Origin of the sequence: Sphingobium sp. 22B, assembly GCF_001580035.1 — a bacterium.
Taxonomy (GTDB): domain Bacteria; phylum Pseudomonadota; class Alphaproteobacteria; order Sphingomonadales; family Sphingomonadaceae; genus Sphingobium; species Sphingobium fuliginis.
The window spans coordinates 80,704-92,441 of record NZ_LTAB01000023.1 but is presented as its reverse complement, the minus strand read 5'-3'; the positions used below and the strand labels follow the sequence as shown (position 1 = coordinate 92,441).

The window sequence follows — 11,738 nt, the reverse complement described above, 5'->3', positions numbered from 1 at the left end:
GGATTTCCCCGTCAAAGGCTTTGCGGCGTCCTTCGTCCGGGAGCCGCCCTTATGCATTGACCTCTGTCAAAGCCCGCGCCGCAGGTATGTAGGGGAATGTCCGCAATCCACCCCGATACGGACATTCCCCTACATACCTGCGGCGCGGGCTTTGACAGAGGTCAATGCATAAGGGCGGCTCCCGGACGAAGGACGCCGCAAAGCCTTTGACGGGGAAATCCTATGGAGCAACTGGTTTGGAAGACGGGCGGCTGGTTCGCGCTCGCGACGCTGGCCTTTCTGGCGGCGCTGGCGGCGGCGGATTTCGGCTTTGCCGTGCATATGGGGATCGTCTGCGCGGCCGCGCTGGCCGTCGCCGTGCTGACGATGCGGCATGCCGATTATGAGGCGATCACCCGCGGGCTGCTGAAGATGCCCGCATCCCAGGGGAAATATGACGACGACCCGATCCGCTGGGGCGTGATCGCGACCGTCTTCTGGGGGCTGGCTGGCTTTCTGGCGGGGTTGTACATCGCGCTTCAACTGGCCTTTCCGGCGCTCAACCTGGGGATCGAATATACCAGTTTCGGGCGGCTGCGGCCGCTGCATACCTCCGCCGTCATCTTCGCCTTCGGGGGCAATGCGCTGATCGCCACCAGCTTCTACGTGGTGCAGCGGACATGCCGGGCGCGGCTGGCCTTTCCGGCGCTCGCCCGGTTCGTCTTCTGGGGCTATCAGCTTTTCATCGTGCTGGCGGCGACCGGCTATCTGCTGGGCATTACCGAGGGCAAGGAATATGCCGAGCCCGAATGGTATGTCGACCTGTGGCTGACCATCGTCTGGGTCGCCTATCTGGTCGTGTTCGGCGGCACCATCCTGCGCCGCAGCGAGCCGCATATCTATGTGGCGAACTGGTTTTACCTGAGCTTCATCCTGACGATCGCGATGCTGCACATCGTCAACAATCTTTCCATGCCGGTGAGCTGGCTCGGTTCCAAGAGCTACAGCGCCTTCGCGGGCGTGCAGGATGCGCTGACCCAATGGTGGTACGGGCATAATGCGGTCGGCTTCTTCCTGACTGCCGGTTTCCTCGCCATGATGTATTATTTCGTGCCCAAGCAGGCGGAACGGCCGGTCTATAGTTACAGGCTTTCCATCATCCATTTCTGGTCGCTGATCTTCCTCTATATCTGGGCGGGTCCGCACCATCTTCATTATACCGCGCTGCCCGACTGGGCGCAGACTTTGGGCATGGTCTTTTCGGTCATGCTGTGGATGCCGAGCTGGGGCGGGATGATCAACGGGCTGATGACGCTGAACGGCGCCTGGGACCGCATCCGCACCGATCCGATCATCCGCATGATGGTGATGGCGTTGGCCTTTTACGGCATGTCGACCTTCGAAGGTCCGATGATGTCCGTGAAGGCGGTCAACAGTCTCAGCCACTATACCGACTGGACCATCGGCCATGTGCATAGTGGTGCGCTGGGGTGGAATGGGCTGATCACTTTCGCCTGCCTCTATTATCTGACGCCACGACTGTGGAAGCGGGAGCGGCTGTACAGTCTTCGGCTGGTGAACTGGCACTTCTGGCTGGCGACCGTGGGCATCGTCCTCTACGCCGCGTCGATGTGGGTCGCGGGCATCATGCAGGGGCTGATGTGGCGCGAATATGGCAGCGACGGTTATCTGGTCTACGCCTTCTCCGAAGTGGTGAGCGCCATGTTCCCCATGTACCTGATCCGTGCGGCGGGAGGCCTTCTGTACCTGAGCGGCGCGATCGTCATGGCCTGGAACATCGGCAGGACCATCGCGGGCAGCCCGCTGCGCGTGGAAAAGCCGATGAACGATGCGGCCTATGATGTGGAGGCCGACCGGCCATTGGTGCCCGCGGCGACCTGAAACCCCTCTCCGTTCGGGCTGGGCCTTCAAGAAGAAGAAAAGCCCTTCGACAGGCTCAGGGCGAACGGGGGTTGGAAGTTTCCCTCGATTTGAGGACTTTGAGAATGGCAACCAAGACCAAGGGTAAATTCTTCGATCATGGCAGGCTCGAGCGGAATGTTTCGCTGCTGGGCATCGCAGCCCTGATTACAGTCGCCATCGGCGGCATTGTGGAGATCGCGCCGCTTTTCTGGATCGACAATACGATCGAGAAGGTAGAGGGCGTGCGTCCCTATACGCCCCTGGAGCTGGCGGGGCGGAATATCTACATCCGCGAGGGCTGCTATAATTGTCATAGCCAGATGATCCGGCCCTTCCGGGACGAGACGGAACGCTATGGCCATTACAGCCTTGCCGCCGAGAGCATGTACGATCATCCCTTCCAGTGGGGTTCGAAGCGCACCGGGCCGGATCTGGCGCGGGTGGGCGGCCGCTATTCGGACGAGTGGCATGTCCAGCATCTGAAGGACCCCCGCGCCGTGGTGCCGGAATCGATCATGCCGGGCTATGCCTTCCTGGCGGAGCGGGAATTGAAGCTGCCCGACATGCGCAAGGACCTGACGGCGCTCAATGATGTCGGGGTGCCTTATACGAAGGACGACATCGCCAGGGCGAATGACGATCTGAAGGCGCAGGCCGATCCGGATGCGGACAGCAGCGACCTGCTGAAACGCTATCCCAAGGCGCAGGCGCGCGATTTCGACGGCGATCCGGGCAAGCTGACCGAGATGGACGCGCTGGTCGCCTATCTCCAGATGCTGGGCACGCTGGTCGATGTGGACAGCGCGAAACCGCAGGAGGTCGACAGATGAGCTACGACGCCTTGCGGCATTTTGCCGATAGCTGGGGGCTGGTCTTCATGGGGGTGCTCTATGTGGCCCTCATCGGCTGGCATTTCCTGCCCCATGGGCGGCAGCGCAGCGCGGAGGCCGCGCTCGCCATTTTCGACGATCAGACGGAGGCCGGGCATGGCTGACGACAAGCGTATCGATCCCGCCACCGGGACGGAGATCAAGCATCATGAATGGGACGGCATCCAGGAACTGGACACGCCGCTGCCCCGCTGGTGGCTGTGGACCTTCTACGCGACGATCCTGTTCGCTATCGGTTATATGATCGCCTATCCGGCTATCCCGATGATCGACCGGGCTACCGGCGGCATGCTGGGCTGGTCGAGCCGGGGGGCGCTGGACAAGGAATTGGCGGCGCGGGAAAGGCAGATCGCGCCGATCCGCCGGGCGATTGCGGAGACGCCGATTACGGCGCTGCCGGGGCGGCCCGAACTGATGCAGCAGGCGGTCGAGGGTGGGCGCGCCGCGTTCCGGGTGCATTGCGTCCAGTGCCATGGGTCGGGCGCGGCGGGGTCCAGGGGTTATCCCAACCTCAATGACGACGACTGGCTGTGGGGCGGCGATCTGGCGACGATCGAGAAGACGATCACCGATGGCGTCCGCAATCCCGATCACGACGCCACGCGGCAGTCGCTGATGCCGGCCTTCGGCAAGGACCAGTTGCTGACGGCGGCGCAGGTGGACGATGTGGTGGCGCATGTCCGGGCGATCAGCGGGCAGGACCGCCCGAGCGCGGCTTCGCGGCGCGGGGACAAGGTCTTTGCCGATAATTGCGCGGTCTGCCACGGCCCGGCGGGCAAGGGGAACCGGGAACTGGGCGCGCCCAATCTGACCGATGCGATCTGGCTTTACGGGGGCGATGCGGGGACCATCCGCGAGACCGTCTGGAACAGCCGCCATGGCGTGATGCCGCGCTGGGACGACAAGCTGGACAAGGCGACCATCCGGATGCTGGCGGCCTATGTGCACAGCCTGGGCGGGGGTGAGGCGGCCCCTCCCGCTGCTGCGGGGGCAGGTCGATAAGCCATGTTCATGTCCGGCTCCGCCTCGCTCTATGAGAAGCGCAAGGGCGTCTATCCCAAGGCGGTGGACGGCTTCTACCGCCGCCTGAAATGGGCGATCATGGCGGTGACGCTGACCATCTACTGGGGCACGCCCTGGCTGCGCTGGGACCGGGGGCCTTATGCGCCCGATCAGGCGGTGCTGGTCGATCTGGCCCATCGGCGCTTCTACATGTTCTCCATCGAGATTTGGCCGCAGGAATTTTATTATGTCGCGGGCCTGCTGATCATGGCGGGGATCGGGCTGTTCCTCGTCACGTCGGCGGTGGGGCGGGCCTGGTGCGGCTATGCTTGTCCGCAGACGATGTGGACCGACCTCTACCAGCATGTCGAACGCTTCGTGGACGGCGACCGCAATGCGCAGTTGCGGCTCGCCAAGGCGCCATGGGGGGCGGCGAAGATCGCCCGGCGGCTTTTCAAATGGTCGGTCTGGCTGGGGATCGCCTTCGTCACCGGGGGCGCGTGGATATTCTATTTCGCGGACGCCCCGACGCTGCAACGGGAGTTCTGGAGCGGGACCGCCGCGTGGCAAGCCTATACGACGACTTTCGTGCTGACCGCGACGACCTTCTTGCTGGGCGGGTTCATGCGGGAGCAGGTGTGCATCTACATGTGTCCCTGGCCGCGCATCCAGACCGCGATGCTGGACGAGAAGTCGCTGATCGTCACCTACAAGCATTGGCGCGGGGAGACGCGCGGGAGCCTGAAGAAGGCCCAGGCGCATCCGGGCGCGTTTGGCGACTGCGTGGATTGCAACCAGTGCGTCGCGGTCTGCCCCACCGGCATCGACATTCGCGAAGGGCCGCAGATCGGCTGCATCACCTGCGCGCTCTGCATCGACGCCTGCGACAAGGTGATGGCGCAGGTCGGGCGGCCACGCGGCCTGATCGATTATTGCACGCAGGACGATGCGGAGGCGGAGCAGAAGGGCGCGGCGCCGCGCCCGGTGCTGAAGACGCTGCTGCGGCCGCGCACCATCGCCTATTTCGCGGTCTGGGCGGGGATCGGCGCGGCCATGCTGTTCGCGCTGGGCGCGCGCGAGCGGCTGGAGATCAGCGCGCAGCAGGACCGCAATCCGATCTTCGTGCGCCTGTCCGACGGCGCGATCCGCAACGCCTATACGGTCAAGCTGCGCAATATGCAGGCGCGGCCCCGGCCGATGGAGGTGGGCCTCACCGGCCTGCCCGGCGGCCGGATGTGGACCGATGCGGGGTCGCGGGAGAGTGCCGCCGCGACGGTGCGGACGACCGTGCCCGCCGACAGCGTGGCGAAGCTGCGCATCTTCCTGACGCTGCCGTCCGGCGGCCCGGCGCGGCAGGATTTCCGCTTCACCGTGCGCGCCCTGGATCGTGAGGGCGGCAGCGCCAGCGAACCCGCCCGATTTGAAAGGCCCTGAAGCATGACCCCTGCTCCATCCCCCATCCGCCGCTTCACCGGCTGGCACATGACGGCGATATTGGTGGCGTTCTTTGCCGTGGTGATCGCGGTGAACATGCTGATGGCGACCGTCGCGGTGCGATCCTTCGGCGGCACGGTGGTCGAGAACAGCTATGTCGCCAGCCAGAAGTTCAACGGCTGGCTGGCGCAGGCGCGGGCGCAGAAGCGGCTGGGATGGCGGGACCGGGTGACGCTGGATACGGCGCGGCATGTCGGCTTGACCCTTGCCGACGCCAGGGGCGCGCCAGTGACGGGCGGCCAGGTGACGGCGGTGGCGCAGCATCCGCTGGGGCGGGCGCCGGACTTGTCGCTGGTCTTCCGTGAAACTGCGCCGGGCGTCTATGCCAGCGATCGTGCTTTGCCGAAGGGCCGTTGGCAGGTCCGCTTCGACCTCCGCCTTGCCGGGCGCGAGGAGCATCTGTTGAGGGAGGTCGACTGATGGCCACGAAGGCGCTGATCCCCGATCCGGTGGCGGAAGAGACGGCCGAAAGCCTGTTCGCCGTTCCCGGCATCCATTGCGTCGGCTGCATCGCCAAGATCGAGGAGGGGTTGCCGCGCCAGCCCGGCATCCTGTCGGCGCGGGTCAATATGGGCGCGAAGCGCGTCGCCGTCCGCCACGATCCGGCGCTGACCCCGCCCGACCTGCGCGCCGCCATCGCCGCTTTGGGATTCGAGGCGGAGCCGCTGGCCGATGCGGGGCTGGATGTCGCGGCGGCGGAAAGCCGGCGGCTGACGCGGGCGCTGGTGGTGGCGGGCTTCGCGGCGATGAACATCATGCTGCTGTCGGTTTCGGTCTGGTCCGGGGCGGCAGGGGCGACGCGGGAGATGTTCCACTGGCTCTCCGCCCTGATCGCCCTGCCGACGGTGGCCTATGCGGGCCAGCCCTTCTTCCGTTCGGCCTGGGCGGCGTTGCGGCAGGGGCGGACCAATATGGACGTGCCGATCAGCATCGGCGTGCTGCTGACGACCGGGATGAGTCTCTATGAGACCGTCACCGGTGGGGCGCATGCCTGGTTCGACGGGGCGGTGATGCTGCTGTTCTTCCTGCTGGCGGGGCGCTCGCTCGACAGCATGATGCGCGGGCGGGCGCGGGCGGGCGTGGCGGCGCTGCTGAAGCAGACCGCGCCGGGCGCGCTGGTGCTGGAGGCGGACGGGAGCAGCCGGTGGACGCGGGCCGACGCTCTGCGCCCCGGCATGACGATATTGGCGGCGGCGGGCGAAAGGCTGGCCGCCGACGGGCGTGTGACGGAGGGGGAAAGCGGGCTCGACATCGCCTTTCTGACCGGGGAAAGCGCGCCGGTGCGGGTGCATCCCGGCGACGATGTGCAGGCGGGCTCGCTCAACATCGACGGGCCGATCCGGGTGGAGGTGACGGCGGCGGGGGCCGACACCGTCATTGCCGACATCGCCCGGCTGATGGAGGAGGCGGGGCAGGGCAAGTCGCGCTATGTGCGGCTGGCGGACCGGGCGGCGCGGCTCTATGCGCCCTGCGTCCATCTGCTGGCGGCGCTGTCCTTCGCGGGGTGGATGATTGCGGGGGCGGGCGTGCATCAGGCCTTGCTGATCGCGGTCGCCGTGCTGCTGATCACCTGCCCCTGCGCGCTGGGGCTGGCGGTGCCTGCCGCGCAGATCGTTGCCTGCGGCGCGTTGATGCGGCGGGGCGTGCTGGTCAAGGACGGGTCGGCGCTGGAACGGCTGGCGGAGGTCAGTGAGGCGGTGTTCGACAAGACCGGCACGCTGACGCTGGGCCGTCCGGTGCCGCAGGGGTTGCGCCGTCTGTGGCGGGACGACCGGTCGATCCTGCTGTCCCTGTCGCGGGCGTCCCGCCATCCGCTGAGCGTCGCCTTGAGGCAAGCATTGGAGGCGCGGGGGGTGACGCCCGCCGCGCTCGACAATGTCCGCGAAGTCGCCGGAGAGGGCGTGTTCGGGGACTATGAAGGCGTGGCCGTGTCGCTGGCGCGTCCGCGCAGCCTGATCAACCTGTTCGGGCTGGCCGCGGAATATCGGCGCGGGGATCAGGCCTTGCTGCTGGGCTTCACCGATGCGTTGAGGCCCGATGCGGCGAACACGCTGGACGTGCTGCGCGGCATGGGGATGAAGATATTGATCGCCAGCGGCGACCGGCCCGAAGCGCTGGAAGAGATCGCCCGCGAAACCCGCACCACCGCCATCGGCCATCTGCGCCCCGCCGACAAGCTGGCGCTGATCGACCGGTTGAAGGCCAGGGGCGAGAAGGTGCTGATGATCGGGGACGGGCTGAACGACGGCCCGGCGCTGGCGGCGGGGCATGCCAGCATGGCGCCCGCTTCGGCCAGCGATGCGAGCCAGCTTACCGCCGACGCCGTGTTCCTGGGCGACAGGCTGGCGCCGGTTGCGCTGACCGTGCATGCGGCGCGGCGGACGGTGGCGGTGGTGAAGCAGAATTTCGCGCTGGCGATCGGTTATAATGTGCTGGCGGTGCCGCTGGCCATAGCGGGGAAGGTGACGCCGCTGGTCGCGGCGGTCGCCATGTCGACATCCTCGCTGATCGTGATCGCCAATGCCCTGCGCCTGAAAGGAGCCGTGAAATGACCGGTCTCAGCCTGTTGATTCCGATTGCGCTTGGGCTGGGGCTGCTGGGGCTGGCGGCCTTTTTCTGGGCGCTGGGCAATGGCCAGTTCGAGGATACGGACGGGGCGGCGGTGCGCATCCTGATTGACGAGGATTGATGGCAGGCGGATTTTCGCCCCTTTTGGGTGGATACGGTGGACGATTTGACGGAATAATCGCGAATAATAAGGCATATTGCCTTAATATGAGCTGTTTATAAGTCGGATTGCATGCCATGATTTGCCTATCATGGCGCACATGACGAACCCGCTCCCCTTCACCGATTTCGCCCCCGCCATCCGGCCGCAGTCACCGCTCCGCCGGGCCATCACCGCCGCCTATCGCCGCGATGAAGCAGAGTGCTTGGCGCCCCTGCTGGAAGCCGCCGCGCTGCCCGACGCCATGCGGCAGGGGGTGCGCGACATGGCGCGCAGGCTGGTGACGACGCTGCGCGCCAACGGCAAGGGCAGCGGGGTCGAGGCGCTGGTGCAGGAATATTCGCTCTCCAGCCAGGAGGGCGTGGCGCTGATGTGCCTGGCCGAGGCGCTGCTGCGCATTCCCGACGATGCGACCCGCGACGCGCTGATCCGCGACAAGATCGCTGACGGCGACTGGGGCGGGCATCTGGGTGGCGGCAAGTCGCTGTTCGTCAATGCGGCGACCTGGGGACTGGTGGTGACGGGCAAGCTGGTCGGCAGCGTGGACGACCGGGGTTTGGGCGCGGCGCTGACCCGGCTGGTGGCGCGGCTGGGCGAGCCGGTGATCCGGCGCGGCGTCGACCTCGCCATGCGGATGATGGGCGAGCAGTTCGTGACCGGCGAGACCATCGGGGAAGCGCTGAAGCGGGCGCGGACGGAGGAGGCCAAGGGTTTCCAGTACAGCTATGACATGCTGGGGGAGGCGGCGGCGACGGCGGCGGACGCGGCCCGCTATCTGGAGGATTACCGGCAGGCGATCCACGCCATCGGCCGGGCGTCGGACGGGCGCGGCGTCTATGCCGGGCCGGGCATCTCGATCAAGCTGTCGGCGCTGCATCCGCGCTATTCCCGCGCACAGGCGCAGCGGGTCATGGGGGAATTGCTGCCCCGGGTGAAGGAGCTGGCGCTGCTCGCGAAAGGCTATGACATCGGCCTCAACATCGACGCGGAGGAGGCGGATCGGCTGGAATTGTCGCTCGACCTGCTGGAGAGTCTGGCGCTGGACCCGGAGCTTGCGGGGTGGAACGGGCTGGGCTTCGTGGTGCAGGCCTATGGCAAGCGCTGTCCCTTCGTCATCGACTGGATCGTCGATCTGGCCCAGCGCGCCGGGCGGCGGATCATGGTGCGGCTGGTCAAGGGCGCCTATTGGGACGCGGAGATCAAGCGGGCGCAGGTCGATGGGATGGCGGACTTCCCGGTCTATACGCGCAAGCTGCATACGGACGTCGCCTATATCGCGTGCGCGAAGAAGCTGCTGGCGGCGCGTGACCGGGTGTTCCCGCAATTCGCGACGCATAATGCGCAGACGCTGGCTACGGTCCATCATCTGGCGGGGCCCGGTTTCACGCTGGGCGACTATGAGTTTCAGTGCCTGCACGGCATGGGCGAGCCGCTCTATGAGCAGGTGGTGGGGAAGGGGAATCTGGACCGTCCCTGCCGCATCTATGCGCCGGTCGGCACGCATGAGACGCTGCTCGCCTATCTGGTGCGGCGGCTGCTGGAAAATGGCGCGAACAGTTCCTTCGTGCACCGTATTGCCGATCCGGCGGTGCCGGTGGAGGAGATGATCGCGGACCCGGTCGAGCAGGTGCTGGCGATGCCGCATCCGGGCGCGCGGCATGCGGAGATCGCGCTGCCGTCCGGACTGTATCCGGATCGGCGCAATTCGGACGGGATCGACCTGAGCGACGAGAATGCGCTGGCGAGGCTGACGCAGGCGCTGGCCGAAAGCGCGCAAATCAATTGGACGGCGGCGCCGGAAGGCGAGGAAGGCACGGCGCGGCTGGTGCTGAACCCCGCCAATCGGCGCGATGTCGTGGGGACGGTGTTCGAGGCGTCGGCGGACCATGCGCGGGCGGCGGTCATGCGCGCGGAGGGAAGCGGCTGGGCGCTGGTGCCGGTGGCGGAGCGGGCCGCGGTGCTGGAGCGGGCCGCCGACGCGATGCAGGCGCGCATGCCGATCCTGCTGGGCCTGATCGTGCGGGAGGCGGGCAAGTCGCTGCCCAACGCCATAGCCGAAGTGCGGGAAGCGATCGATTTCCTGCGCTATTATGCGGCGCAGGCGCGGGCTGCCTTCGGCGCGGCGCAGACCGCCCTGGGGCCGGTCGTCTGCATTTCGCCCTGGAATTTCCCGCTGGCGATCTTCACCGGGCAGGTCGCGGCGGCGCTGGTCGCGGGCAATGCGGTGCTGGCCAAGCCCGCCGAGGAGACCCCGCTGATCGCGGCGGAGGCGGTGCGGTTGCTGCATGAGGCTGGGGTGCCGGGCGATGCGTTGCAGCTTGTGCCCGGCGCGGGGGAGATCGGCGCGGCGCTGGTGGCGGCGCCGCAGACCGCCGGCGTGCTGTTCACCGGATCGACCGAGGTGGCGCGGCTGATCCAGCGGCAATTGGCTTCGCGCCTCTCCGCTTCGGGCAGGCCCATTCCGCTGATCGCGGAGACGGGTGGGCAGAATGCCATGATCGTCGACAGCTCCGCGCTGGCGGAGCAGGTGGTGGCGGATGTCATCGCCTCCGCCTTCGACAGTGCGGGACAGCGCTGTTCGGCGCTGCGCATCCTCTGCCTGCAGGAGGATGTGGCGGACCGGACGCTGGCGATGCTGAAGGGGGCGCTCAGGGAATTGCGCATCGGGCGGACCGACCGGCTGGCGGTCGACATCGGGCCGGTCATCACCGACGAAGCGAAGGAAGGGATAGAACGGCATATAGAGGCGATGCGGGCGCTGGGCTGCGCGGTGGAACAGCAGCCGCTGCCGGAGGAAACCGCGCATGGCAGCTTCGTGCCGCCAACGATCATCGAGATCGACGACATCGCGCAATTGCGGCGCGAGGTGTTCGGGCCGGTGCTGCATGTCGTCCGTTTCCCTCGCGCCGGGTTGAACGCGCTGGTCGATGCGATCAACGCGACCGGCTATGGCCTGACCTTCGGCCTGCATACGCGGCTGGACGATACCGTCGCGCAGGTGACGGGGCGGGTGAAGGCCGGCAATCTCTATGTGAACCGCAATGTGATCGGTGCCATCGTGGGCGTACAGCCCTTTGGCGGGCGGGGCCTGTCGGGCACCGGGCCGAAGGCGGGCGGGCCGCTTTATCTGGGGCGGCTGGTGGCGGTGCCGCCGGTCTTTGCGGAGCGGGCCGGTTCGCTCCGGTCGCCGCTCAGCGATTTTGCCGACTGGCTGGCGGCGAAGGGCGAGGCGGAGGCTTCGGCCATGGCGCGGCGCTGTGGCGATGCCTCGGCTCTGGGGGTGGAGATGGCGCTGCCGGGGCCGGTGGGGGAGCGCAACCTCTATGCGCTGCATCCGCGAGGACTGATCGGGATGAGGCCCGCGACGCGGCAGGGGTTGTTGCAGCAGATGGCGGCGGTACTGGCGACGGGCAATCGCGGGGTGCTGTGGGACATGGAACTGCCGCTGGGATTGCCCGCACATATTGCAGCGCATTTCACGTCGCAGGCGGATGGGCCGCTTGGGGCGGTGCTGGTGGAGGGCGATGCCGCGCGGATCGGTGCGGTGGTTCGGGACGTGGCCGGCTTGCCGGGGCCGGTCGTCAGCGTCCATGCGGCGGGGGCGGATGGGGGATATCCGCTCGACTGGCTGCTGGAGGAGGTGTCGACCTCCATCAACACGACGGCTGCGGGGGGTAATGCCAGCCTGATGATGATTGGGTGAGGGGCTAAAGCGCGCCTTC

General features: G+C 67.0%; 9 protein-coding genes. All 9 read left to right on the top strand.

The genetic code is table 11. From position 1 onward, the window contains the following. The first annotated feature begins 222 nt into the window (after positions 1–222). The 9 genes from ccoN to putA all read left to right on the top strand — a co-directional run bounded on the left by ccoN (position 223) and on the right by putA (position 11,719). Entirely contained in the window at positions 223–1,881 is a 1,659-nt protein-coding gene (gene ccoN, locus A0J57_RS18745) for a cytochrome-c oxidase, cbb3-type subunit I (RefSeq protein WP_061940473.1), read from the top strand. A gap of 104 nt (positions 1,882–1,985) precedes the next feature. Then, the gene (gene ccoO, locus A0J57_RS18740) at positions 1,986–2,732 is read left to right on the top strand and encodes a cytochrome-c oxidase, cbb3-type subunit II (RefSeq protein ID WP_061940475.1); all 747 of its coding nucleotides are present in this window, start codon (positions 1,986–1,988) and stop codon (positions 2,730–2,732) included. Next, positions 2,729–2,896 carry a cbb3-type cytochrome c oxidase subunit 3 gene (locus tag A0J57_RS18735; RefSeq protein ID WP_025551933.1) on the top strand — a complete coding sequence of 56 codons (168 nt, stop codon included), beginning with the start codon at positions 2,729–2,731 and terminating at the stop codon, positions 2,894–2,896. The genes ccoO and A0J57_RS18735 overlap by 4 nt, the downstream gene beginning before the upstream one ends. After that, on the top strand, positions 2,889–3,794 hold the full coding sequence (ccoP, locus tag A0J57_RS18730; protein WP_061940478.1) for a cytochrome-c oxidase, cbb3-type subunit III: 906 nt from the start codon (positions 2,889–2,891) through the stop codon (positions 3,792–3,794). The genes A0J57_RS18735 and ccoP overlap by 8 nt, the downstream gene beginning before the upstream one ends. 3 nt (positions 3,795–3,797) lie before the next feature. Next, positions 3,798–5,228 carry a cytochrome c oxidase accessory protein CcoG gene (gene ccoG, locus A0J57_RS18725; protein ID WP_061940480.1) on the top strand — a complete coding sequence of 477 codons (1,431 nt, stop codon included), beginning with the start codon at positions 3,798–3,800 and terminating at the stop codon, positions 5,226–5,228. A gap of 3 nt (positions 5,229–5,231) precedes the next feature. Next, complete coding sequence (locus A0J57_RS18720; RefSeq protein WP_061940482.1) at positions 5,232–5,708, top strand: FixH family protein; 477 nt, start codon at positions 5,232–5,234, stop codon at positions 5,706–5,708. Further along, positions 5,708–7,840: a cation-translocating P-type ATPase gene (locus A0J57_RS18715; RefSeq protein WP_061940484.1), complete on the top strand. Its 2,133-nt coding sequence runs from the start codon at positions 5,708–5,710 to the stop codon at positions 7,838–7,840. Before A0J57_RS18720 ends, A0J57_RS18715 begins: the two co-directional genes overlap by 1 nt. Then, positions 7,837–7,977, top strand: coding sequence for a cbb3-type cytochrome oxidase assembly protein CcoS (gene ccoS, locus A0J57_RS18710; RefSeq protein ID WP_007688161.1), 141 nt, complete (start codon positions 7,837–7,839; stop codon positions 7,975–7,977). Before A0J57_RS18715 ends, ccoS begins: the two co-directional genes overlap by 4 nt. A gap of 139 nt (positions 7,978–8,116) precedes the next feature. Continuing rightward, the gene (putA, locus tag A0J57_RS18705) at positions 8,117–11,719 is read left to right on the top strand and encodes a trifunctional transcriptional regulator/proline dehydrogenase/L-glutamate gamma-semialdehyde dehydrogenase (RefSeq protein ID WP_061940492.1); all 3,603 of its coding nucleotides are present in this window, start codon (positions 8,117–8,119) and stop codon (positions 11,717–11,719) included. Positions 11,720–11,738 lie beyond the last annotated feature (19 nt).

Coding starts and splice junctions, on each gene's coding strand:
- ccoS (WP_007688161.1), top strand. CDS start 7,837: ATGACCGGTCTCAGCCTGTTGATTCCGATTGCGCTTGGGCTGGGGCTG.
- A0J57_RS18735 (WP_025551933.1), top strand. CDS start 2,729: ATGAGCTACGACGCCTTGCGGCATTTTGCCGATAGCTGGGGGCTGGTC.
- ccoN (WP_061940473.1), top strand. CDS start 223: ATGGAGCAACTGGTTTGGAAGACGGGCGGCTGGTTCGCGCTCGCGACG.
- A0J57_RS18720 (WP_061940482.1), top strand. CDS start 5,232: ATGACCCCTGCTCCATCCCCCATCCGCCGCTTCACCGGCTGGCACATG.
- ccoP (WP_061940478.1), top strand. CDS start 2,889: ATGGCTGACGACAAGCGTATCGATCCCGCCACCGGGACGGAGATCAAG.
- putA (WP_061940492.1), top strand. CDS start 8,117: ATGACGAACCCGCTCCCCTTCACCGATTTCGCCCCCGCCATCCGGCCG.
- ccoG (WP_061940480.1), top strand. CDS start 3,798: ATGTTCATGTCCGGCTCCGCCTCGCTCTATGAGAAGCGCAAGGGCGTC.
- ccoO (WP_061940475.1), top strand. CDS start 1,986: ATGGCAACCAAGACCAAGGGTAAATTCTTCGATCATGGCAGGCTCGAG.
- A0J57_RS18715 (WP_061940484.1), top strand. CDS start 5,708: ATGGCCACGAAGGCGCTGATCCCCGATCCGGTGGCGGAAGAGACGGCC.